At 71.5% G+C, this 21888-nt stretch carries 20 protein-coding genes; 13 read left to right on the top strand and 7 right to left on the bottom strand.

Going from position 1 to position 21888, the window contains the following annotated elements:
• Nucleotide 1 precedes the first annotated feature (1 nt).
• From JJI54_RS29820 to JJI54_RS29805, 4 genes are all read left to right on the top strand, one after another.
• The gene (locus JJI54_RS29820) at nucleotides 2-1525 is read left to right on the top strand and encodes an ABC transporter substrate-binding protein (RefSeq protein WP_203077079.1); all 1524 of its coding nucleotides are present in this window, start codon (nucleotides 2-4) and stop codon (nucleotides 1523-1525) included.
• A gap of 22 nt (nucleotides 1526-1547) precedes the next feature.
• On the top strand, nucleotides 1548-2717 hold the full coding sequence (locus JJI54_RS29815; protein WP_203077078.1) for a mandelate racemase/muconate lactonizing enzyme family protein: 1170 nt from the start codon (nucleotides 1548-1550) through the stop codon (nucleotides 2715-2717).
• A 53-nt stretch (nucleotides 2718-2770) separates the two neighbouring features.
• Entirely contained in the window at nucleotides 2771-3697 is a 927-nt protein-coding gene (locus tag JJI54_RS29810; RefSeq protein WP_203077077.1) for an NAD(P)-dependent oxidoreductase, read from the top strand.
• A 553-nt stretch (nucleotides 3698-4250) separates the two neighbouring features.
• Nucleotides 4251-4556, top strand: a complete 306-nt coding sequence (locus JJI54_RS29805) for a hypothetical protein (protein WP_203077076.1) — start codon at nucleotides 4251-4253, stop codon at nucleotides 4554-4556.
• Between the two features lie 19 nt (nucleotides 4557-4575).
• Here the strand turns inward: JJI54_RS29805 and JJI54_RS29800 are convergent, their stop codons facing one another.
• Nucleotides 4576-6306, bottom strand: coding sequence for a ShlB/FhaC/HecB family hemolysin secretion/activation protein (locus tag JJI54_RS29800; protein WP_203077075.1), 1731 nt, complete (start codon nucleotides 6304-6306; stop codon nucleotides 4576-4578).
• 155 nt (nucleotides 6307-6461) lie between these two features.
• Here JJI54_RS29800 and JJI54_RS29795 point away from each other — a divergent pair, with 155 nt between their 5' ends.
• Genes JJI54_RS29795 through JJI54_RS33065 form a run of 5 tightly spaced genes read left to right on the top strand, consistent with a single transcriptional unit; the run spans nucleotide 6462 to nucleotide 11979 of the window.
• The gene (locus tag JJI54_RS29795) at nucleotides 6462-8027 is read left to right on the top strand and encodes an ABC transporter substrate-binding protein (RefSeq protein WP_203077074.1); all 1566 of its coding nucleotides are present in this window, start codon (nucleotides 6462-6464) and stop codon (nucleotides 8025-8027) included.
• A gap of 12 nt (nucleotides 8028-8039) precedes the next feature.
• Nucleotides 8040-9053: an ABC transporter permease gene (locus tag JJI54_RS29790; RefSeq protein ID WP_203077073.1), complete on the top strand. Its 1014-nt coding sequence runs from the start codon at nucleotides 8040-8042 to the stop codon at nucleotides 9051-9053.
• On the top strand, nucleotides 9050-9871 hold the full coding sequence (locus JJI54_RS29785) for an ABC transporter permease (RefSeq protein ID WP_203077072.1): 822 nt from the start codon (nucleotides 9050-9052) through the stop codon (nucleotides 9869-9871). The genes JJI54_RS29790 and JJI54_RS29785 overlap by 4 nt, the downstream gene beginning before the upstream one ends.
• A gap of 12 nt (nucleotides 9872-9883) precedes the next feature.
• On the top strand, nucleotides 9884-10270 hold the full coding sequence (locus JJI54_RS29780) for a VOC family protein (protein WP_203077071.1): 387 nt from the start codon (nucleotides 9884-9886) through the stop codon (nucleotides 10268-10270).
• Nucleotides 10267-11979, top strand: coding sequence for a formylglycine-generating enzyme family protein (locus JJI54_RS33065; protein ID WP_203077070.1), 1713 nt, complete (start codon nucleotides 10267-10269; stop codon nucleotides 11977-11979). The genes JJI54_RS29780 and JJI54_RS33065 overlap by 4 nt, the downstream gene beginning before the upstream one ends.
• A 52-nt stretch (nucleotides 11980-12031) precedes the next feature.
• Here the strand turns inward: JJI54_RS33065 and JJI54_RS29770 are convergent, their stop codons facing one another.
• The 4 genes from JJI54_RS29770 to JJI54_RS29755 are packed head-to-tail and all read right to left on the bottom strand — an operon-like array spanning nucleotide 12032 to nucleotide 15285.
• Nucleotides 12032-12997 carry an ABC transporter ATP-binding protein gene (locus tag JJI54_RS29770; protein WP_203077069.1) on the bottom strand — a complete coding sequence of 322 codons (966 nt, stop codon included), beginning with the start codon at nucleotides 12995-12997 and terminating at the stop codon, nucleotides 12032-12034.
• Entirely contained in the window at nucleotides 12994-13959 is a 966-nt protein-coding gene (locus JJI54_RS29765; protein ID WP_203077068.1) for an ABC transporter ATP-binding protein, read from the bottom strand. Before JJI54_RS29765 ends, JJI54_RS29770 begins: the two co-directional genes overlap by 4 nt.
• Before the next feature lie 13 nt (nucleotides 13960-13972).
• Nucleotides 13973-14326 (bottom strand): hypothetical protein, encoded by a 354-nt coding sequence (locus tag JJI54_RS29760; protein ID WP_164692702.1) that lies wholly within the window; start codon nucleotides 14324-14326, stop codon nucleotides 13973-13975.
• 47 nt (nucleotides 14327-14373) lie between these two features.
• The gene (locus tag JJI54_RS29755) at nucleotides 14374-15285 is read right to left on the bottom strand and encodes a LysR family transcriptional regulator (protein WP_203077067.1); all 912 of its coding nucleotides are present in this window, start codon (nucleotides 15283-15285) and stop codon (nucleotides 14374-14376) included.
• 118 nt (nucleotides 15286-15403) lie between these two features.
• Between JJI54_RS29755 and JJI54_RS29750 the strand changes: the two genes are divergently transcribed.
• The 4 genes from JJI54_RS29750 (at nucleotide 15404) to JJI54_RS29735 (ending at nucleotide 19940) form a co-directional block, all read left to right on the top strand.
• A complete protein-coding gene (locus JJI54_RS29750) occupies nucleotides 15404-16945 on the top strand; it encodes an MmgE/PrpD family protein (RefSeq protein WP_203077066.1) in 1542 nt (513 codons plus the stop codon).
• Nucleotides 16946-17033: 88 nt separating this feature from the next.
• Nucleotides 17034-18167, top strand: a complete 1134-nt coding sequence (locus JJI54_RS29745) for a bifunctional 2-methylcitrate synthase/citrate synthase (protein WP_203077065.1) — start codon at nucleotides 17034-17036, stop codon at nucleotides 18165-18167.
• Nucleotides 18168-18835: 668 nt separating this feature from the next.
• Nucleotides 18836-19396 carry a histone H1-like repetitive region-containing protein gene (locus JJI54_RS29740; protein WP_203077064.1) on the top strand — a complete coding sequence of 187 codons (561 nt, stop codon included), beginning with the start codon at nucleotides 18836-18838 and terminating at the stop codon, nucleotides 19394-19396.
• Between the two features lie 76 nt (nucleotides 19397-19472).
• A complete protein-coding gene (locus tag JJI54_RS29735) occupies nucleotides 19473-19940 on the top strand; it encodes a GNAT family N-acetyltransferase (RefSeq protein ID WP_203077063.1) in 468 nt (155 codons plus the stop codon).
• Between the two features lie 3 nt (nucleotides 19941-19943).
• On the opposite strand, the gene otnC is transcribed toward JJI54_RS29735, so the two are convergent.
• Nucleotides 19944-20588 (bottom strand): 3-oxo-tetronate 4-phosphate decarboxylase, encoded by a 645-nt coding sequence (gene otnC / locus JJI54_RS29730; RefSeq protein WP_203077062.1) that lies wholly within the window; start codon nucleotides 20586-20588, stop codon nucleotides 19944-19946.
• A 5-nt stretch (nucleotides 20589-20593) separates the two neighbouring features.
• Nucleotides 20594-21886: a 3-oxo-tetronate kinase gene (gene otnK / locus JJI54_RS29725; RefSeq protein ID WP_203077061.1), complete on the bottom strand. Its 1293-nt coding sequence runs from the start codon at nucleotides 21884-21886 to the stop codon at nucleotides 20594-20596.
• Between the last annotated feature and the right edge of the window lie 2 nt (nucleotides 21887-21888).

Here is a 21888-nt window from a genome sequence, read left to right as displayed (position 1 = left end):
CATGTCAGCATCGCGTCGCGCCGTCCTGGCGGGTTCCGCCGCATCGGCCATGTTGCCCTTCCTCCGCCTGCCGGAGGCCAGGGCCCAGACGCCGGGGGTGCTGCGCTTCGCGCTCTCCTCCTTCCCGCCCTCCATCCAGCCCTGGCAGAACACGGGCACGGCGGCGGCGACGATCAAGCTGATGATCTATCGCGGCCTCACCTCCTACGGCCCCGATGGCGCGCTGCGGGGGGAGCTGGCGGAAAGCTGGTCGCCCATCGGCACCCAGGGCTGGGAGTTCAAGCTGCGCGACGCCCGCTTCCAGAACGGGGAGAAGGTGACCTCGGCCGATGTGAAATGGACCATCGAGCAGATCGCCGCCGAACGCTCCACCGCCTATTTCCGGGCGGAGATGCAGGGGGTGGAGCGCGTCGAGACGCCGGACGACCTGACGGTGCGCATCTTCCTGAAGGAACCGGTGGCGACGCTGCCGATCTGGATGGCGTCCTACCATCTGCCGATCATCTCCCGGAACTCGCCGCGCGGCACCTTCGTGGGCGCGGGTCCCTTCATGATCCGGGCGCAGGAACGCGGCACCTCGATCGACCTCGAGCCCTTCCGCGGCTATTTCCGGCCGGGCCTGCCCAAGCTGCGCGGCATCCGCGCCGTGGCCTATGCGGATGAGAATCTGCGCGTCTCCGCGCTGCGGTCCGGCGATGTGGACCTGATCGAATACGTCCCCTGGCAGTCCTTCGACGCCATCAGCGCCGACCAGCGCCTGAGCCTGGATGCCGTGGACGGCGCCTTCATGTTCCTGGTCTTCAACGGGACGAAGGCGCCCTTCAACGACCATCGGGTGCGCCGCGCCGTGGCGCATGCGATCCGGCGGGATGAGCTGGTGCGCGCCGCCTTCTTCGGCCGCGGATCGCCGCTGATGCAGCTGCCGGTGCCGGAATCCAGCCCCTTCTACAATGCGGAGTTCAAGGAAGGCTGGAAGTACGACCCCGCCTTGTCCCGCCGCCTGCTGGCGGAAGCCGGGCACGCCAACGGCATCAGCTGCAACCTGCTCTCCACCGCCCAATACGGCATGCACAAGGACACGGCGGAGGTGGTGCAGCAGCACCTGGCCGCCGTCGGCATCCGGGCGGAGCTGAACATGCCGGATTGGGCGACGCGGGTGTCCATCGGCAATCGCGGGCAGTTCGACATGGCGGTGATGGGCACGGCGGCGGACAGCAACGACCCCGACGGCATCGCCAATTTCGTCGATGGCTCGCTCTCGCCCTCTTACGTCCGGAGCTTCGGCCTGAAGATCGACCGCATCACGGAGCTGCTGAACCAGGGCCGGGCGGAGTTCGACACCGCGAAGCGCCGCGACATCTACCGCGAGATGGAGCGCATCGCGATCGAGCAGGCGCCGATCGTGGGGCTGACCTGGCGCAGCCAGGGCTACGCCATGCGCCGCCAGGTGACGGGCTTCAAGAACATGCCGGGCGCGCTGACCTTCTATTCCGGCCTGACCTTCGAGACCGCTGAAGTCGCCTGAAGCAACGGCAGGGGCCTCCGTCATGAAGATCACCCGCGCGCAGATCTACCTGACGGAGATCGACGGGCGGCGGCCCCTCATCCTCCGCCTCTGGACCGATGACGGCATCCAGGGGCTGGGGGAGGCGGCGCTGGCCTATGGCATCGGCGCGACCGGCGCCGCGGCGCTGATCGAGGAGATGCTGCGGAAGATCGTGCTCGGCCGCGATCCGCATGATGTGGAGCCGATCTGGTCCGACCTCTACGACCACACCTTCTGGGCCAAGGGCGGCGGGCCGATCATCTTCGCCGCGATCAGCGCCATCGAGACGGCGCTGTGGGACATCAAGGGCCGGGCGCTCGGCGTGCCCGTGTACCAGCTGCTGGGCGGGTCCTACCGCAAGGACGTCCGCTGCTACGCCAATGGCTGGTCCTTCCGCGCCGTGACGCCGGAGGAGACGGCGAAGGCGACGGAGATGCCGCTCAAGGCCGGCTATGACGCGCTGAAATTCTACCCGCTGGCGACGCCGATCCGGAACCATCCCAACGGCATCTTCGCCCATGTCTCCCGCCGCGAATTCGACCGGGATTTCGAGGATCTGGCCGTGGCCCGCGTGAAGGCGGTGCGGGATGCGGTCGGGCCCAAGGTCGATCTCATGGTGGACATGAGCGCGGAACTCGCCACCGCCGACATCCTGCGCCTGGGCCGGCGGCTGGAGGAGTTCGACCTGATGTTCCTGGAGGAACCGGTCGACCCCTTCGATCCCGAGGGGATGAAGACGGTGGCCGACGGGCTGCGCTGCCCCGTCGCGGCCGGGGAGCGCCTCTACACCCGCTACGGCTTCCGGCGCCTGTTCGAGCTGCGGGCGGTCGCGGTGGTGCAGCCCGATATCGGCACGGTCGGCGGGCTGATGGAGACGAAGAAGATCGCCGCCATCGCGGAGATGTACAACATGCGGGTGCAGCCGCATCTCTGCGCGGGGCCGGTCGCGACGGCGGCGGCGCTGCAGCTCGATGCCTGCATCCCGAATTTCCTCATCCAGGAACTCTACCCCTTCCGGGTGCCCGACCACTTCAATCTGGTGGACCAGCCGTTGGAGCCGCAGGTGAGGGGCGGGCGCCTCGCGATCCCGGACCGGCCGGGGCTCGGCGTCGATCTCGTGGAAAGCCGCGTCGCGCCCTTCCTGCGCGCGGAGATCGCGCTGGGCGACTAGCCAGCGCGCGACGCCTGCGGCATGGCTTCCGCACACAGTGGAAAGCCCCGCCCATGCCGCAGCCCGGAACCGTGATCTTCTACGATGTCCTGCCCGGCGCGCGCATGCCGAAGCTGGTGGAGGCCGGGCGGCTGCGCCCCGTCGCCGGGCCCGCCGCGGTGGCGGAGCTCAGCGAGGCGGAGCGCGCCGAGGTCGCGGTGCTGATCACCATGGCGAATACGGGCTGCGACGCGGCGATGCTGGCGCGGCTGCCCAATTTGCGGCAGGTAATCTCGCTCGGCGCCGGCACGGACAAGCTGGATTTCGCGGGGATGGCGGCGCGCGGCATCGCGGTGCGTCCGGTGGGGGAGGCGCTGACGGATGACGTGGCCGACCTCGCCATGGGGCTCGCCATCATGGCGGGGCGTGACTTGGTGCAGGCGGATGGCTTCGCGCGTGGCGGCGCCTGGGCGGCCAAGGGGCGCTTCCGGCCGGGGAAGACGCTGTCGGGCTCGACCATGGGCATCGCGGGGCTCGGGCGCATCGGCCAGGCCATCGCGGCGCGGGCACAGGCGGCACGGATGACTGTGGTGGGGCTGGACCGGCCCTCGGCGCGCGGCCTCGGCTTTCAGCTGTTCCCGACGATGCGGGACCTGGCGGCGGCCTCCGACTTCCTCGTCATCGTGCTGCCGGGCGGTGCGGAGACGCGGGGCGTGGTCGGGAAGGCCGAGCTGGAGGCGCTGGGCAGCGAGGGCATCCTGGTGAATGTCGGGCGCGGCCCGCAGGTGGACACGCAGGCGCTGATCGAGGCGCTGGAGACCGGCACCATCGCCGCCGCGGCACTCGACGTGCTGGATGGGGAGCCCGTGGTGCCGGCGCGCCTGGCTGCGCTGCCGAACGTGGTCCTGACGCCGCATATCGGCGGCGCCACCTGGGGCGCCCGCGCGCGTGCCGCGGCGATCGCGGAGGCGGAGGCGATGAAGACCCTCGGCCTGGCCTAGAATACGGCCGGGCTTTGCCCGTGACCTCATCGCCGTGCCCGTCAGTCGGGGCGTGGAACACGTCGCGGGCCTTTGCGGGGGGAAGCCGGGCACCCACGCTCACCGCGTCGCGTCCAGGACCGCGTCCTTGTACGTCCAACCGGAAGCGCCAGCTGCTTCAACCTCGCTGCCGCCCCAGCGTGCGCGATCGCTTGGCGGTTCCGGGACCCGACGGTTTCGGCCCGCGCCCACACGCATGACGCCGTTGGAGCGGCGTGGCGCGAGGTGGACGTTGGACCTGCCCGCTGGTCCCCAGTTTCGCCAGGGCAGCTTGGATGAGGGTTTCTGCCGCGGTGACGACGCGCTGCCGGTCCGGCGTCGCCAGAAGGACGCTTTCGTGCATGCATGGTCGCCGCAGCTCGGCGGAGGGAAGCCGCTAAGGATTGTCGGCTGCGGGAAAGCGGGCCGTTTGACGCTGCGGATGGCGTGTCAGGTTCAGCGCTGATGAACCATCGACCGTCGCCGCTCGGATGCGCTTAGGCTGTCGGGGCCGGGGCGGCAGAATGGCGGAGGGATGCTCGTGAGGGGAATACTGGCAGCGGCCATCGCTACGTTCGCGCTCGCGTTCCTCGCCGGCGCATCGACCTACATCGTGCGTTCCCCGCGCGCCGGCTTCGTACCGGAATGCGTTGCCGCGTCGGGCTATGGGAACAGGGACGATGCCCTGGATCGGTGCAAGGAAGAACTCGCGGAATTGCGGGCCGATCGGATGGTGGTCGCTGTCGTCGCGGCGGGCGGCGCGCTGGTTCTCGTCTCCGCCTTGATCACTGGCATCGCGGTGTTCCGGGCTTGGTGGCCGATCCGGCCACGGCGCGGCTGATGAGGTGTCGGCGCTGCCTTCAGTAGCGCAGCAGCAGCCGGACATAGACGCCGTCCGCTTCCAGCACCCGCACCCCGGCGCCTTCCGGCGCGCGCGTCAGGCGGCGGACGGCCTCCACATCGATCTGCGCGCGCTCATCGAATTGCAGGCGCAGGCCGCCGCCCCAGGAGGCGAGGTGGCGCGTCGCGACATCGCTGCCATTGTCGGCGGCGCGGCCCTCATCCCGGAACAGGTAGAATTGCGTGCCGAGCCGGGTGCCGCCATTCGGCCAGCGCAGGTCGAATTCGGTCGCCAGCTGCAGCTCCGCCGTGCCGGCCACCGCGCGGTCGCCTGACAGCTGCCCCGCATGGAAGCCGCGGCCCAGGCGGTTGCCGCCGAGGTAGAACTTCTCCGCCGGCGGCAGCCAATCGTCGGTCCATTGCGCGGCGGCGATGCCATAGGCGGAGAGCAGCCAGCCCTCCGCCGGCACCAGCAGCGGCTGCAGGCGCGATGCTTCCACCACGATCCGCGTGAAGCCGAAATCGCTGCCCGCCCGCGCGGTGCCGCCGCCGCTGCCATCGCTGGCGCCCAGGGCCTCCAGCCCGCGATGCAGGCGAAGCGTCGCGGTGCTGGTCGCGGCGGCGGGCAGGAAGGACAGGATGGCGTCCTGCGCCTGGCCTTCCACGCCGATGCGCAGTGCGCGCACGGAATCGCGGCTGGCGGTCTGGCGCGCGGTGCCGGGGAAGGGGCGGGTCTGCACCTCGCTGTCGAAGGCGTCGAACTGCGCGGTCAGCACCAGGTTGCGGGGGCGGGAGCGGATGAGGGGATGGCTGAGGCCGATGCCCGCCACCCGCGTCTCCCCGAGATAGCCCAGCGCCGCCAGCGCCGATCCCGGTGCCGCGCGGCCGGCGCCGGCGAAGGCGCGGAGCTTGAGGCCCGAGCCGCCCAGGAACCATTCCTGCGAGAGCTGCGCGAAGCCCTGGCCATTCGCATCCGTCCGCAGCAGCGCGAGCTCCGTGCGCTCACCGAACCGCGTCAGGCTGTTCGCCTGGCCGACCAGCAGCGCCTGCCAGGCGCCGGTCAGGCTGTAGCCGCGATTGTCCAGGCTGGCGAAGCCCGTCAGCGGCCGGCGCGTGAGGCGGACGAGGAGTTGCAGCGCGCCGGGATCACCCTCGATGGGGCGGAGCAACCCGCGCGCCTCCATGCCCGGGATGTCGCCCGCCAGCAGCAGGGCGCGTTCCAGGGCGCCATGGGGCAGGGGGCGCTGGCCGATCAGCGGCGCCAGGAAGCGGCGGACCTGCTGCTCCGCCGGGCCGATGCCGGCACCCTCCAGCGCGATATCGGCGATGAAGCCCTCCGTCACCGTGAAGCGGAGGTCGATGCGGTCATCCGCGCCGCGGCTGGCCGTGGCGGCGACGGCGACATAGGCGAAGCCCGCGGCGCGATAGGCGCCGAGGATGGCGAGCCGCGCGGCCTCGACCTCCGCCAGCGTCGCTTCCTCCCCCTCCAGCATCGGGCGCAGCAGGGCGGCGGGCAGGGCGGTGTTGCCGGTGATGGCGACTCGCCCGATGGGCAGGCGCCGGGCGGCGCCGGGGCCTGTGGTGGCCTGCGGTTCCGGTGGCAGCAGGGCGGGGCCGAGGCTGGGCGCCTCCGCCGGGGCCACACGTTCGATGATGCCGGGCAGAGGCGGCGGCACCTGCGCAGGCGCCTTGCCGCCGGCCAGTATCGTGCCGAGCGCGATCGGGAGCATGGCGAGGCGCGGGCGTGTCACGCCGGGCGAAATCCTTTCGAGCGGCGCGGGGCGCGCAACCGGGGCGCGATGACCATTCCTGTGTATCTATCGCAAGGTCAACGCTGCGTCGCACCAATTGCTTGACCGGACAAATCCCTGGGCTAGCGTTCCCGCGGCTAGAAGGATCAAGCGCGATGAAGTTCGGCAAGCGTCAACTCGCCTCCCTGCTCGGTCTTGCCGCCCTCCCGCGCGGCGCGGCGGCGCAATCGGCGGCGGCGCGCAACCGTATCCTGGTGGTCGGCGTGAATGCCGATCCGGCGGGGCTGGAGCCCGGCGCCAACCGCGCGGAGCCGATCGGCAGCGAGATCATCCTGAACGTCTTCGACACGCTGGTGGCCTGGACGCCGCCTTCCTTCGCGCAGCTGGAAGGGCGGCTGGCGCGGTCCTGGACGGTGTCGGCGGATGGCAAGGTCTTCACCTTCGCGCTGCGGCCGGGCGTGAAGTTCCATGACGACACGGCGTTGGACGCGGCCGCGGTGAAGTTCAGCCTGGAACGCACGCGGGACACCAACCCCTTCATGCGCGCGACCTTCGGGCTGATCGAGGCGATCGAGGTGACGGGGCCGCTGGAAGTGCGGATCACCTTGAAGGAGCCGATGCCGGTCTTCCTGTCGCTGCTGGCGCAGCCGCAGGCGGCGATCGTCAGCCCGGCGGCGGTGGCGCGCCACGGCGCGGCCTTCAACGTGAACCCGGTGGGCACGGGCCCCTTCAGGTTCCGCAGCTACCGGCCGGACACCGACGTGGTGCTGGATGCCAACCCCGACTATTTCCGCGGCGCGCCGCGCCTTCAGCGCATCATCTACCGCGTGATCCCGGATGCCTCGACCAGGCGGCTGGAGCTGGAGAATGGCGGGCTCGACCTGGTGCAGCAGAACGCGCAGCTGGCGGCGCTGCCGACGCAGGATGTGCGGGCGCTGCGCGGGCGGGCGGGGATCGAGGTGATCGAGGTGCCGAGCCAGATCATCCGCCAGCTGGAATTCAACAATTCCGGCCTGCAGGGGCCGCTGGCCGATGTGCGGGTGCGCCGCGCCATCACCCATGCCATCGACTATGACGGGCTGCTGGAGGGCGTGCTCGGCGGCACGGCGGACCGCGTCTATGGCCCGCTGCCGACCAACAGCTGGGCCTTCGACCCCGGCATCCGCGACCTGGCGCCGAAATACGACGTGGCGCGGGCGCGGGCGTTGCTGGCGGAGGCCGGCGTCCAGCCCGGGCAGATCAAGCTCACGCTCTACAGCTTCCAGGGCAGCCTCTGGGGGGCGGTGGCCACCTTCATCCAGGCGAACCTGGCGGCGGTGGGGATCGAGGCGACGGTGGCGCAGACGGAATTCCCGGCGCTGCGCGCCCTGCATGTGGCGGGGCGGTTCGAGGTGGCGCTGGATGGCCGCCAGCCCTGGTACAACGACCCCGACGCGCACATCACCATCGGCTACCTGTCGTCGCTCGCCGACAGCGCCATGACCTTCCGCATGCCCGCCGATGCGGGCCTGGACAGCCTGATCCTGCGCGCCCAGACCACGGTGGATTTCGAGGCGCGGAAGCAACTGTACTTCCAGGTGCAGCGCCAGATCATGGATCGCGTGCCGGCGGCCTGGCTGTTCAGCAACAAGCTGATCGTCTTCAAGCGGGCGAATGTGAAGGGCCTGGTGGTCAACAGCGCGCCGCCGCTGAACGAGTATCACGGCGTCTACAAGGAGTAGGACTTCCGCATCATGGGCGGTTACGCGCTGCGGCGCCTGGCGGCGCTGCTTCCGGTGCTGTTCCTGGTGCTGGTCATCATCTTCCACCTGACGCGCTTCATCCCGGGCGACCCGGCGGTGACGCTGCTGGGCCCCGGCGCCACCGATGTGCAGATCGCGGCGCTGCGGGCGCAGCTGCGGCTGGATGAGCCGATGGGCATGCAGTTCCTGTCCTATCTCGGCGGGCTGCTGCGGGGCGACCTGGGCGTATCGCTGAAGACGGGCGCGCCGGTGGCGCAGGAGATCCTGCTGCGGCTGCCGGCGACCATCGAGCTGTCGGTGCTGGCGCTGCTGGTGGCGATCGTGGTGGGCATCCCGCTGGGGGTGGTGTCCGCCATCCGCGCCAATACCGCCTTCGACCATGTGGTGCGGCTGGTCTCGCTGCTCGGCGTCTCCATGCCGGCCTTCCTGCTGGCGCTGGTGCTGCAGCTGGTCTTCGGGATCGCGCTTGGCTGGCTGCCGATCTCGGGGCGCACCAGCCCCTTCTTCCTGGATGATCCCGTCACGGGCTTCGCGGTGATCGACGGGCTGATCAACGGGGATGGGGAGGCGGCCTGGGACGCCTTCCGGCACCTGCTGCTGCCCACCACGGTGCTGGCCTCCTTCCTCGCCGCGACGCTCGGGCGCTTCGTCCGCAACACCATGCTGGAGACGATGGGGGAGGACTACATCCGCACCGCCCGCGCCAAGGGCCTGCCGGAGCGCGCGGTCTTCTTCGTCCATGCGCTGCGCAATTCGCTGCTGCCGGCGGTGACCGTGGTCGGGCTGAAATTCGCGGAGATGCTGGGCGGCGCGATCCTGACGGAGACGGTCTTCGCCTGGCCCGGCATCGGGCGCTTCATGTTCGATGCCATCCGCAACCGGGACTATCCGGTGATCCAGGGCGCGACCCTGGTCTTCGCGCTGATGTTCATGCTGGTGTCGCTGGCGGTGGACCTGATCCAGGCGCTGCTCGATCCGCGCATCCGCAAGCGGATAGCGTCATGAGCGGCTTCTGGGCGCGCAACCGCCTGGCGCTGATGGGGGCGGGGCTGCTGGGGGTGATCCTGCTGGCGGTGCTGGCGGGGCCCTTCTTCACGGCGTCGCCCATCGCCATCGACATCGCCAACAAGCTGGCGCCGCCTTCCGCCGCGCATTGGCTGGGAACGGATTTCTTCGGGCGGGACGTGCTGGCGCGGGTGCTGCATGGCGGGCGGGCGACGCTGGCGATCGGCATCGGGGTGGTGGCGCTGGCCTTCGTGCTGGGCGTCGCCTTCGGCACGGTGGCGGGCTTCGCGGGCGGGGCGGCCGATATGGTGATGATGCGGCTGGTGGATGCCATGCTCGCCTTCCCGGGACTCGTGCTCGCCATCGCGCTGGCCGCGGCCTTCGGGCCGAGCCTGGAGAATGCCATGCTGGCCGTCGCCATCACCCTCGCGCCGCAATTCGCCCGCGTGGCGCGCAGCCAGGCGCTGGCCATCTCCGTGAAGCCTTATATGGAGGCGGCGATGGCGATCGGCGTCGGCACGCCGCGGCTGCTGCTGCGCTATGTGCTGCGCAACGGGATCGGGCCGCTGCTGGTGCAGGCCTCCCTCGCGCTGGGGGGTGCGATCCTGCAGACGGCGAGCCTCGGCTTCCTGGGCTTGGGCGCTCAGCCGCCGGCGGCGGAATGGGGCGCGGATGTCGCGGGCAACCTGGCCTATCTGCGCGACGCGCCCTGGGTTGCGCTGGCGCCCGGGATCGCGATCCTGCTCGTCGTTCTTTCCTTCAACCTGATCGGCGACGCGCTGGCCGATTGGTTCAACCCGCGCCGGCGCGCTGCATAACGGAGCCCTTCGATGTCCAAGCCCGACTACGCCATCACCTTCTTCTATTACGAGGACATGATGTCGGTCGTGCCCTTCTATGAGGAGGTGCTAGGCTTCGAACTGGTGCTGGACCAGGGCATGGCGCGCATCTACCGCATCGCGCCCGGCAGCTATTTCGGCATCGTCGATGGGGTGAAGGGCCATCTGAAGCACCAGCCGACCAGCGCCGTGCTGCTGACGATCGTGGCGGAGGATGTGCCCGGCTGGCATGCGCGCATGCAGAAGGCCGGCGTGAAGAACCTGACCGGCCTGCTGCGCGGCACTTATTGCGAGCATTTCTTCTTCGAGGACCCCGCCGGCTACGCCATCGAGGTGCAGCGCTTCCACAACCCGGAGGTGGCGAAGCTCTTCGCGTGATCCCGCTCCTCACGGACTGGACGGAGGAGGACCGCGCGGCGAAGGGCCTGCGCCGCGGCCCGGCGGCGCGGACCACGCCGGTGCATCGCACCGCGCTGGAACTGGCGGCGGAGGCGCCGCTGCTGCTGCTGCTGGCGCCGCCCGGCGGCGGCTGCACGACGATGCTGCATCACGTCGCGCGCTTCGCCGCCGGCGCGCCGCCCGATCCCACGCCGGTGGTGCGGAACGAGGAAGGGCTCGCGAAGCCGGAGGCCTGGGAGGCACCGGCCGCCACGCCTGTCTTCTGGACACCGGGCCTGGCGCTGGAATCGCTGCCGCCCGGCGCCCTGCTGCTGGTGGATGACGCGGATGACCCGGCGCTGCCGGATGCCATCGCCGCGCGGCCCGGCCTGCGCGCGCTGCTGGTGGCGGATCCGGAGGTCGCGGGCGGCTGGGTGCTGCCGCAGGGGTTCCGGCGCCACCGGCTTCTGCCGCTGCTGGCGGCGCAGCGGGCGCATCTGCCGGAGGCGCTGCGCGCGCCACTCTTCGCGCTGCCGGGCTACCTCGCCATCGCGCAGCGCCTCGGCGTCACGGCGACCAGCGCGCCGGTGCTGCGGGACACGCTGCTGGTGCGCGCCACGCCGGCGGAGGCCGATCTCCTCGATGCCGGCTTCATGCGCCCGCTGCTGGAAGCGCGGATGCTGGAGAATGCCAGCCCCGCCATGCTTGCGCTGCGATTCCTGGAGGATGAGGCGGGGATGCCCGCCGTGCTCCGCCACGTCGTCGCCGCCGATCCCGCCATCGCCGCGCCGCTGGCCGCCTGCCTGGTCCGCACCGGCGATGCCGGCGCGCTGCTGGCGGCGGAGATCGAGCCGGGCGCGGTGCCGGGGCTGGTGGAGGCCTTGCGCGCGATCGTGGAGGGCGGGCGGCTCGGCGTGCCGCAGCGGGCGCGGGCGGGGCGGGAGCTGGCGCGGCGGGGCGACCCGCGTGACCTGGCGGAACTGGTCGATGTGCCGGGCGGGGAGGTCGTGATGGGATCGGCGCTGGCGGCGCCGTCGCGGCCCGTGCATCGCGTGGCGGTCGGGGCCTTCCGCATCGGGCGCTACCCCGTGGTGAACGCGCTCTATGCGCGCTTCGTCGCGGCGACGGGCCGGGCCTGGGTTTCGCCGGCGCGGGACGACCCGGCGCTGGCCAATGCGCCGGCGACCGACCTGACCTGGCGCGATGCCGTCGCCTGCTGCGCCTGGCTGACGGAGACCTGGCGGGCGGAGGGCCGCATCGGCGCGAGCGATGTCGTCCGCCTGCCGAGCGAGCCCGAATGGGAATGGGCGGCGCGGGGCAGCCAGGGCGAGAGCGACGCGCCCGTGCATCCCTGGGCCGCGCCCTGGGATGGCGATCGCTGCAACGGCGACAGCGCGGGCCTCAATGCGCCCTGCGCGGTCGGCCTGTTTCCGCGCGGCCGCTCGCCCTGGGGCGTGGACGACATGGCCGGCCAGGTCTGGGAATGGTGCCACACGCTGTGGGGGCCGGAGATGGCGCTGCCATCCTTCGCCTATCCGTGGCGCGGCGACGACGGACGCGAAGAAGCGGAGGCACCGCGGGACTGGCGGCGCGTGCTGCGCGGCGGCTGCTTCTCCTCACCAGCGGAGAAGGCGAACGCGCATTACCGGGGCAGCCTGGAGCCGGATGGGTTCTGGCGGGGGAACGGGTTCAGGGTGGTGGTGGGGTAGCGACCGAAGGGCCGCGAAGCCAAGCCCGCGGAGCGGGCGCCGGCGCCTGAGGTCAATAAAGATGGCAGGACGCGACATGCCCGGGCGCGATCTCCTTCGCCACCGGCGCCTGCTGCGAACAGATCGCCATCCGCGCGGGGCAGCGCGGGTGGAAGGCGCAGCCGGGGGGCGGCGCGACGGGGCTCGGGATCTCGCCGGGGGGAACGGCGGCGGCGCGGTGGTCGGGGACCCGGGCGCGCGGCACGGCGGCGATCAGCATCTTCGTGTAGGGATGCGCGGGGCGGCGCCAGATCTCCGCGCGCGGCGCCTGTTCCACGATCCGGCCGAGATACATCACCGCGACCCGGTCGCTCATATGCTTCACCACGGCCAGGTCATGCGCGATGAAGAGGTAGGACAGGCCGTGCTGGTCCTTCAGCGCGCGCATCAGGTTCAGGATCTGCGCCTGGACGGAGACATCCAGCGCGGAGACCGGCTCATCCGCCACCAGCAGCCTGGCCTCCACCGCGAGCGCGCGCGCGATGCCGATGCGCTGGCGCTGGCCGCCGCTGAATTCATGCGGCCAGCGCGCGGCGTGGCTGGGGTCCAGCCCCACCTGCGCCAGCAGCGCCGCGACCCGCTCCGCCCGCTCCGCCGCCGTGGCCGGCGTGCGGTGGACGATCATCGGTTCCTCGATCAGGTCGCGCACGCGGTAGCTGGGGTTGAGCGATCCCGCGGGGTCCTGGAAGACCATCTGCATCTCCCGCCGCAGCGGGCGGAAATCGCGCGCGGGCAGGTCGAGGATGCTGCGGCCGCGGTATTCGACCCGCCCCGCGGTGGCCGCGATCAGGCGCAGCACCAGCCGCGCGGTGGTGGATTTCCCGCTGCCGCTTTCGCCGACCAGGCCGAAGGTCTCGCCCTCCCGGATCGTGAAGGAGACGTCCTCCACCGCGCGCAGCACCGGGCGCGGCGCCAGCAGGCGCGGGCGGGCGACGCGGTAGTGCTTGGTCAGGCCCTCGGCCTTCAGCAGCGCGGTCATGGCAGGGGGTGCCAGCAGCGCGCCGCGCGTCCGGGCCCGTGTTCCGCCAGCGGCGGCGCTTCCGCCCGGCAGCGGTCGCTGGCGCGCGGGCAGCGGGCGGCGAAGGCGCAGCCCGGCGGCAGGGCGGCCAGATCCGGCACCTGGCCGGGGATGGCGTGCAGCACCGCCTCCTCGTCATCCAGGTCCGGCATCGAATCCAGCAGGCCGCGCGTGTAGGGGTGGCGCGGCGCGGCGAAGAGGTCCCGCGCCGGCGCCGTCTCCACGATGCGGCCGGCATACATCACCGCGACGCGGTCCGCATTCTCCGCCACCACGCCGAGGTCATGGGTGATCAGCAGCACGGCCGTGCCGCGCCGGCGGCGGAGGTCCTCGATGAGGGCCAGCATCTGCTTCTGGATGGTGACGTCGAGCGCCGTGGTCGGCTCATCCGCGATCAGCAGGGCGGGGTCGCAGGCGATGGCCATGGCGATCATCACGCGCTGGCACATGCCGCCCGAGAGTTCATGCGGATAGGCATCGTAGCGGCGGGCGGGGTCGGAGAGCCCGACCTCCGCGAAGAGCTCGATCGCGCGTGCCTTGGCCGCGCGGCGGCCGGCGCGGCCATGCGCGACCAGCGCCTCCGCCACCTGGCGGCCGACGCTCAGCACGGGGTTGAGCGCGGCCATGGGTTCCTGGAACACCATGGCCAGCGCCTCGCCGCGCAGCGCGCGCAAGGCGGCGGGGTCCATCGCGCGCAGGTCGCGGCCCAGGAAGCGGATCTCGCCTTCCACCCGCGCGCCGGGGGCGAGCAGGCCCATCAGCGCGAGGGAGGTGACGGATTTCCCGCAGCCGGATTCGCCGAGCAGGGCGAGGACCTCCCCCGCCGCGATGTCGAACGCCACGCCATCCACGGCGCGGACCAGGCCGCGCGGGGTGGGGAATGCCACGCGCAGCCCGCGAAGGGCGAGCAGCGGCGCCGGCATCCCCGCGGGCGGTTCAGCCGCCGCGCGGGCTGCGCGGCCGGCCGCGGCGGATCACCTGCGCGCCGCGCCCGCCACGGCTTTCCGCCGCCAGCGCCAGGGTGGCGGAGGCATCGGCGGCCTCGGCTTCCTGCAGCGTCTCGGCGGGGGGCGCCGGGGGCTCGCCGCTCTCGCTCGGGCCCAGCAGGGGGGCGAGGGTGCCGTAGGTTTCGTAGAAGCCGCTCTGCGCGCGGCGGGCGAGGTGGGGCACACCATCGATGCGGAAGACGCGCCGCTGCATGGTGAGACGGGCCACCTGGTCTTCGGTGGCGGCGATGAAGGTGCAGCCGGCGGCGCGCGCCGCCCTGACCTGGTCCGGGGAGAGATCCATGGGCAGGGTCTAGCGCAACGGGGCGGGTTTGTCTGCGGGGATGCTGGTCACGGCGCCTCGCTCGCCGGCGGGAAGAGGCGGTCGGCCAGGTCGAGCGCGAGGCGCGTCGCCTCGTTCTCCCGCTCCGCGTTCCAGGCGAGGGCGACGCCGACGGCGTGGATGGGGCCCGCGAGCGACCGGAAGGCGACGCCCGGCGGGCGCAGCCGCGCCATGCCCGCGCTGACCAGCGCCACGCCCAGGCCGGCGGCGACGAAGCCGAGTTGCGCCATGGCGCTGCCCACTTCCCGCGTCACCCGCGGCGTGAAGCCCGCCGCATGGCAGGCGGCGACCATGGCATCCGAATAGGCGGGGCTGATGCCGCGCGGCAGCACCAGCATCGGCTCATCCGCCAGCGCCGCCAGCGGCAGCGGCGCATCCTCCATCGCCAGCGGATGCCCCTCCGGCAGCGCGGCCGCCAGCACGTCCCGCCCCAGCGGGCGGAGCTTCACGGGGTGGCGATCGCGGTCGAGGCGCAGCAGCGCGAGATCGACCTCGCCACGGCGCAGCGCCTCCACCGCGTCGGCCGTGTCCATCTCCCTGACCGCGATGGCGGAGGCGGGGCGCGCGGCCTGCAGGCCGCGGACCAGCGGCGGCAGGTAGTCGAACAGCGCGGAGGTGACGCAGGCCAGCGCGACGGGGGCGCTGCGCCCGGCGCGCAGGTCGCGGGCCAGCGATTCGATCTGGCCCGCATCCTCCGCCATGCGGCGGGCCAGCGGCAGCAGCGCCTCGCCTTCCCGCGTCGGGCGCGCGCCCTTGCCGCTGCGCTCCAGCAGCCGGACGCCGAGCTCACGCTCCAGCGCCTGGATCTGCGCGGTGAGTGGCGGCTGGGAGATGCCGAGCCGCGCGGCGGCACGGCCGAAATGCCCTTCCTCCGCCACCGCGAGGAAATGGCCGAGGCGCCTGACGAGGCGGAAATCCATGCGCGGTCCCGTCGATCCGATACGGAAAGGCTATCGCGGGCGCACGCCAATCGGAATGGACGATCACGCGAAGCGGGTCCAAAACGGCGCGTCACTATCCAATCAATGGGGAACGCTGATGAAGCTGCATCCGGTGAAGGTCCACCCCTCCAAGGCGCTGCTGAAGCGCGAGGACCAGCTGGCCTGGAAGATGGCCGGCGTCGCCGTGGACAAGGTCGCCGTCCAGAAGGACGTGCAGGCCATGATCATCAACCGCATCATCGACAATGCCTCCGTCGCCATCGCCGCCATCAACCGCCGGCCGGTCGTCTCCGCCCGCGGCATGGCGCTGGGCCATGCGAAGAAGGCGGGCGGCGCGACCGTGTTCGGCGTGAAGTCCGGCACCACGGTCAGCCCGGAATGGGCGGCCTGGGCGAACGGCACGGCGGTGCGCGAGCTCGACATGCACGACACCTTCCTGGCGGCCGACTATTCCCACCCCGGCGACAACATCCCGCCGGTGCTGGCGGTGGCGCAGGCCATGGGCAAGTCGGGCAAGGACCTGCTGCGCGGCCTGGCCACGGCCTATGAGCTGCACATCAACCTGGTGCGCGCGATCTGCCTGCATGAGCACAAGGTGGACCACATCGCCCATCTCTGCCCCGCGGCGGCCGCCGGCATCGGCACCCTGCTGGGCCTGAAGCAGGAGGTGGTGTTCCAGTCGATCCAGCAGGCGCTCCACACCTCCGTGAGCTTCCGGCAGTCCCGCAAGGGCGAGATCTCGTCCTGGAAGGCCTATGCCCCCGCCCATGCCGGCAAGCTGGCAATCGAGGCGGTGGACCGCTGCATGCGCGGCGAGGGCGCGCCGAGCCCGATCTACGAAGGCGAGGACAGCGTCATCGCCTGGGTGCTGTCGGGCCGCACGCAGGCGGACAGCCAGGGCCGCAAGACGGTCTATGACCCCACCTACTACGAGGTCCCGCTGCCCGAGGCCGGAGAGCCCAAGCGCGCCATCCTGGACAGCTACACCAAGGAGCACAGCGCGGAGTACCAGTCCCAGGCGCTGATCGACCTGGCCTTCCGGATGCGGGAGCAGATCCAGGACATGGAGGCGATCGAGAAGATCATCATCCATACCAGCCACCACACCCACTACGTGATCGGCACCGGCGCCAACGACCCGCAGAAGATGGACCCGAAGGCGAGCCGCGAGACGCTCGACCATTCCATCATGTACATCTTCGCCGTCGCCCTGCAGGACGGGCGCTGGCACCATGTGGACAGCTACGCGCCGAAGCGCGCCGGCCGGGCGGACACCGTCCGCCTCTGGCACAAGATCGAGACCACGGAGGACCCGGAGTGGACGCGCAAGTACCACTCCCGCGATCCCAATGAGCTGTCCTTCGGCGGGCGGGTCGAGATCCTGTTCAAGGACGGGTCGAAGCTGGTGGACGAACTCGGCGTGGCGAATGCCCACCCGAACGGCGCCCGCCCCTTCGCGCGCGAGCAGTACGTCAACAAGTTCCGCATCCTGACCGAGGGCATCATCTCGGCGCGGGAGCAGAACCGCTTCCTGGAGGCTGCCCAGAACCTGGCGAGCCTCGGCGCCGGCGAACTCTCGGCGCTGAACGTCGTGCTGCCGGCGGGCACGCTGCTCGACGCCAAGCCCGGCATCTTTTGAGTCGGGCATCTTCTGACCGTTAACGAGTACCGCATCCCGCGGGCGGAGCCGCGCGTTCCGCCCGCCCTGCGGCAAGGGGAGTGAAGCCATGAGCGAAGCCACACCGACCCTCTACAAGGGCCTGGTCGGCGTCTATGCCGACGTGTCCAGCGTCTCCAAGGTGATGCCGGAGACGAACAGCCTGACCTATCGCGGCTATGCCGTGCAGGACCTCTGCGAGGAGAGCAACTTCGAGGAGGTCGCCTACCTGCTGTGGCATGGCGAGCTGCCGAATGCCGGGCAGCTGGCGGCCTTCCAGGCGGAGGAGCGGGCGAACCGGGCGCTGTCGCCCGCGCTGCTGCGGGTGCTGCGGGAGATCCCCCGCAACGCGCACCCGATGGACGCGATCCGCACCGCCGTCTCCTTCATGGGGGCGGAGGATCCGGAGGCGGCCGATGTCTCCGACGCCGCGCAGCGGCGCAAGGCGATGCGGCTGCTGGCCAAGCTGCCGACCGCGGTGGCGGCGACCAACCGCCTGTCCAAGGGGAAGGAGCCGATCGAGCCCGACCCCTCCCTCCCGTTCTGTGAGAACTTCTTCCACCTGGTCTTCGGCAAGGTGCCGCAGCCCGAGGTCATCAAGTCCTTCGACGTCTCGATGATCCTCTACGCGGAGCACACCTTCAACGCCTCCACCTTCACGGCACGGACGGTCACCTCCACCGGGGCGGACATCCACGGCGCGATCGCCGCCGGCATCGCCGCTCTGAAGGGCCCGCTGCATGGCGGCGCCAATGAGGCGGTGATGCACATGCTGACCGAGATCGGCAGCCCGGAGGCGGCGGAGGACTGGCTGGAGGGCAAGTTCGACCACAAGGCGCTGGTGATGGGCTTCGGCCACCGCGTCTACAAGAACGGCGACTCGCGCGTACCGACGATGACCAAGTATGCGGAGAAGATGGCGGAGGTGGTCGGCGACCGCCGCTGGATGGAGACCAGCCGCGTGCTGGCGGCGAAGATGATGCGGGTGAAGAAGATTCACCCGAACCTCGATTTCCCGGCGGGCCCTGCCTACTACCTCATGGGCTTCGACATCCCGATGTTCACGCCGATCTTCGTCTGCTCCCGCATCACCGGCTGGGCCGCGCATGTGTTCGAGCAGGCGGCGGACAACCGCCTGATCCGTCCGCTGTCGCACTACACCGGCGTGGAGCAGCGCCCGGTGCCGCCGATGTCGGCGCGCTGAAGAAGGACGCCGCGCGTCATCGCGCGGCGTCTTCCCCGTGGCGGAAGCGGCGCGACAACCGCTTCCGCGCATCGCGGAACAGGCATGCGTCACTGCCTTCGCATGCCTCTCTCGCACGTCGCTGCACACGCGATGCACATCGCTGCACGTCGTTCGTGCGTTTTCGTTTGACAGGCAGGTTGCACACACGGATAGCGTGACGCTGCACGCATCGCTTGACGCGATTCGCGTGAGCGTCGGCGCCAAGGCGGCTTCATCCTCGCGGCGACGACGTCACGCAGAACACACGGGCGGTGTCGCGCAGCAGGAAGGATCGGTCCATGGACCGCAGGCTCGTGGAGCAGGGGATCGTGCAGCGCACGCCATGTTCCGCACCGCCAAACAGCGCCATCGCGGCGCGGGCAACCAGCGCCATCGCGGCGCCGGGCGCTGGCGGGAGAGAAGCCGGGAAGGGCGCGACGCGGCGTGACGCCGCAGGCATCGCATCCCTGACCGGCGCCGGCGGAAGCGGGACGGCGGCTGCACCGGGACGGCGCGATACGGGATCCGCGCCACCTGGAAGACGCACGATCCAGACGGCTTTCGCGGGCACGAGGCGGCGCAAGCCGCGCGGGCCCATCACCACCGGAACACCACTCACCGGACAAAAGATCGGAGATCCTGACCACATGACCGATACCACCGTGACCACCGAGGCCGAGACCGAGGCCGCCGCACCGCGCGCCCAGGCGATGGCGATGGCGACCGCGAAGAAGACGGCGAAGAAGCCCGCCGCCAAGAAGCCGGCTGCCAAGAAGGCCGCGCCGAAGAAGGCCGCCGCCGCGAAGAAGCCGGCTGCCAAGAAGGCTGCGCCGAAGAAGGCCGCTGCCGCGAAGAAGCCCGCTGCCAAGAAGGCTGCGCCGAAGAAGGCCGCGCCGAAGAAGGCCGCTGCCAAGAAGCCGGCCGCCAAGAAGGCCGCGCCGAAAAAGGCCGCTGCCAAGAAGCCGGCTGCCAAGAAGGCCGCTGCGCCCAAGAAGGCGGTCGCCAAGAAGCCGGCTGCCAAGAAGGCCGCGAGCCCGAAGAAGGCCGCCGCGCCGAAGAAGGCTGCCGCCCCGAAGAAGGCTGCCGCCGCCGCCCCCTCCGCGCGCAGCGAAGCCGCGAAGAAGGCCGCCGCCACCCGCGCCGCGAAGAAGGCCGCCGCCGCCGCCGCGGCGCCCGCCCCCGCCGCGACGCCGGAATCCGCTTCCTAATACGCCTGCCGATCCCGGCGAGGGGGCGTCGTCCGCATCACGCGGGCGGCGCCCCTTTCGCGTTCGGAGCCCCGCGATGAGCCCCACCATCACCATGCTGCCGCGCGACCAGCGGCACCGCCTGGCGCCGCTGCTGGCGCTCTACGCGGCCGAGATGCGCGCGGTGCTGACGGGCGCGGAGATGGCATCGCCGGCCGCGCAGGCGGCGCTGCTGGCCAGCCATCCGGCGGCGGAGGTGCTGCTGGCGGAGGCGGGTGGCGAGGCCATCGGCTTCGCCATCCTGTTCGACCTGCCGGAGGTCGTCTTCGCGCGGCGCTGCGGCAACCTCGACGACCTTTTCGTGCGGCCGGAAGCGCGTGGCCGCGGCATCGCGCGCGCGCTGATCGCCGCCGCGGTGCGGGAAGGGGAGGCGCGGGGCTGGAGCCACCTGCGCTGGATCGTGCCGGAAGGCGATGCGGCGGCGATCGCGCTGTATGAGCGGATCGCCGAGCGGGCGGATTGGCGGAGCTACGTGATCCGCATCGACCCGGCGGCCTCGCTGTAGCGGCTACCCGAAGGTCGCCAGCAGGTCATCCACCTGCGCCGCCGTCAGGCGCCGCACGCCCGGCACGTCCCGCAGCAGCAGCGAGAGGCGCGCGGCTTCCTCCAGCTCCTCCGCCGCGTTCACGGCCTCCACCAGCGTGGCGCCGCTGACGACGGGGCCGTGGTTGGCCAGCAGCAGGGCCTTGGCGGCGAGCGCGGCCTGGTGGACGTCCTGCTCCATCGCCGCGTCGCCGGGGCGGTAGTAGGGCACGCAGGGCAGCCTGCGGCCGATGCGCATGACGAAGTAGGGGGTCAGCGGCGGGATCTCCGCATCGCCGCCCTCGGGCGCGAGGCAGGAGATCGCCGTGGCATGGGTGGAATGCAGGTGCACCACCGCGCCCGCTTCCGGCCGCGCCGTCAGCACGGCGCGGTGCAGGAAGACCTCCTTCGAGGGCTTGTCGCCGCCGATGTGCCGCCAGCCCGCATCCAGCCGGCTGATCCGCGCGGGGTCGAGCCGCCCGAGGGAGGAGTTGGTCGGCGTCATCAGGTAGCCATCGGCCAGGCGCACGCTGATGTTGCCCGCGGTGCCGACGGAATAGCCGCGGTCGAACAGCGATTTTCCCAGGTTGGCCAACTGCGTTCGCAACGCCGCCTCAGAAGTGTTGGCCATCCGATTCAGCCCTCCGCGCCTGCGGCGCTACGGCCATCGGAAGGCGTATCGAAGGCCTTCAGGAAGAAGTCGCGCGCGCCGAAATTGCCGGACTTCAGCGCCAGGTGGATGCCGGCGGGCTCCGCGAAGGTCCAGGGCACGCCGGGGTCGATCTCCGGCCCGATGCGGAGCGTGGTGACGCCGAGGCGGGAGACGACGGCGCCGGAGGTCTCGCCGCCCGCCACCACCAGGCGCTTCACGCCGCGCGCGACGAGCCCTTCGGCGACGGTGGAGAGCGCGTGTTCCACCAGCGCGCCCGCGGCATCGCGGCCGAGCCTGGCCTGCAGCGCCGCGACCTGTTCCGGCGGCGCGGAGGCGGCGATGACGATGGGGCGCTGCGCGTCGAGCTTGCCCTCCGCCCAGGCCAGCGCCTGCGCCGCCAGCGCGGCGGGGTCGGGCATTGCCAGCGCGTCCAGTTCCAGCACGGGCGCATGGTCCCGGGCGAAGCCGATCTGGCCGAGGGTGGCGCGCGAACAGCTGCCGGCGATGACGGCGCAGAGCCCGGCGGCGGCGGGCAGGGTCGCCGCATCCGCGCGTTCCGGCAGCAGGCCCTTGGCGCGGAAATTCGCGGGCAGGCCCATGGCGACGCCCGATCCGCCGGTGATGAGGGCGTGGTTCGCCGCGGCTTCCCCGATCGCCATCAGATGCTGGTCGCTGGTTGCGTCCACGATCGCGTAGCGCCGCCCGCCCTCCGCCAGCCGCGTCATCGCCTGGCGGATGGCGGTGGCGCCCTGGTCCACCACGGCGAAGGGCACCAGGCCGACCGAGCCCTCCGTCTGGCGCGACAGGACGCGGACCAGGTTCGCATCCTTCATCGGCGTCAGCGGATGGTTCTCCATCCCGCTTTCGTTCAGCAGGCTGGCGCCGACGAAGAGGTGCCCCTGGTAGATGCTGCGGTTGTTGGCGGGGAAGGCGGGGCAGGCGAGGGCGAAGCCGGCGCCGAGGCGCTTCAGCAGCGCATCCGCGACGGGGCCGATATTGCCCTCATCCGTGCTGTCGAAGGTGGAGCAGTACTTGAAGAAGAGCTGCTTCGCGCCGGCCGCGAGCAGCGCTTCCGCCGCCGCCAGGCTTTCCGCGATGGCGTCCCGCGCCGGCGCGGTGCGCGACTTCAGCGCGACGACGACCGCATCGGCATCGGGCAGGGGGCCGCTGGGCACGCCGATGACCTGCACCGTCGCCATGCCGTTGCGCACGAGCATGGAGGCGAGGTCGGTGGCGCCGGTGAAGTCATCGGCGATGCAGCCGAGCAGGAGCGGCATGG

The sequence above is a fragment of the Falsiroseomonas ponticola genome, from assembly GCF_016805305.1.
Taxonomy (GTDB): domain Bacteria; phylum Pseudomonadota; class Alphaproteobacteria; order Acetobacterales; family Acetobacteraceae; genus Falsiroseomonas; species Falsiroseomonas ponticola.
This window is presented reverse-complemented; position numbering and strand designations above follow the sequence as displayed.

Excerpts from the sequence above, each read along its gene's own strand:
- JJI54_RS29780 (WP_203077071.1), top strand. The coding sequence starts at position 9,884 with ATGTCCAAGCCCGACTACGCCATCACCTTCTTCTATTACGAGGACATG.
- JJI54_RS29790 (WP_203077073.1), top strand. The coding sequence starts at position 8,040 with ATGGGCGGTTACGCGCTGCGGCGCCTGGCGGCGCTGCTTCCGGTGCTG.
- JJI54_RS29815 (WP_203077078.1), top strand. The coding sequence starts at position 1,548 with ATGAAGATCACCCGCGCGCAGATCTACCTGACGGAGATCGACGGGCGG.
- JJI54_RS29770 (WP_203077069.1), bottom strand. The coding sequence starts at position 12,997 with ATGACCGCGCTGCTGAAGGCCGAGGGCCTGACCAAGCACTACCGCGTC.
- JJI54_RS29795 (WP_203077074.1), top strand. The coding sequence starts at position 6,462 with ATGAAGTTCGGCAAGCGTCAACTCGCCTCCCTGCTCGGTCTTGCCGCC.
- JJI54_RS29760 (WP_164692702.1), bottom strand. The coding sequence starts at position 14,326 with ATGGATCTCTCCCCGGACCAGGTCAGGGCGGCGCGCGCCGCCGGCTGC.
- JJI54_RS29750 (WP_203077066.1), top strand. The coding sequence starts at position 15,404 with ATGAAGCTGCATCCGGTGAAGGTCCACCCCTCCAAGGCGCTGCTGAAG.
- JJI54_RS29810 (WP_203077077.1), top strand. The coding sequence starts at position 2,771 with ATGCCGCAGCCCGGAACCGTGATCTTCTACGATGTCCTGCCCGGCGCG.
- JJI54_RS29755 (WP_203077067.1), bottom strand. The coding sequence starts at position 15,285 with ATGGATTTCCGCCTCGTCAGGCGCCTCGGCCATTTCCTCGCGGTGGCG.
- JJI54_RS29820 (WP_203077079.1), top strand. The coding sequence starts at position 2 with ATGTCAGCATCGCGTCGCGCCGTCCTGGCGGGTTCCGCCGCATCGGCC.
- JJI54_RS29745 (WP_203077065.1), top strand. The coding sequence starts at position 17,034 with ATGAGCGAAGCCACACCGACCCTCTACAAGGGCCTGGTCGGCGTCTAT.
- JJI54_RS29785 (WP_203077072.1), top strand. The coding sequence starts at position 9,050 with ATGAGCGGCTTCTGGGCGCGCAACCGCCTGGCGCTGATGGGGGCGGGG.
- JJI54_RS29740 (WP_203077064.1), top strand. The coding sequence starts at position 18,836 with ATGACCGATACCACCGTGACCACCGAGGCCGAGACCGAGGCCGCCGCA.
- JJI54_RS29735 (WP_203077063.1), top strand. The coding sequence starts at position 19,473 with ATGAGCCCCACCATCACCATGCTGCCGCGCGACCAGCGGCACCGCCTG.
- JJI54_RS29805 (WP_203077076.1), top strand. The coding sequence starts at position 4,251 with ATGCTCGTGAGGGGAATACTGGCAGCGGCCATCGCTACGTTCGCGCTC.
- otnK (WP_203077061.1), bottom strand. The coding sequence starts at position 21,886 with ATGCCGCTCCTGCTCGGCTGCATCGCCGATGACTTCACCGGCGCCACC.
- otnC (WP_203077062.1), bottom strand. The coding sequence starts at position 20,588 with ATGGCCAACACTTCTGAGGCGGCGTTGCGAACGCAGTTGGCCAACCTG.
- JJI54_RS29765 (WP_203077068.1), bottom strand. The coding sequence starts at position 13,959 with ATGCCGGCGCCGCTGCTCGCCCTTCGCGGGCTGCGCGTGGCATTCCCC.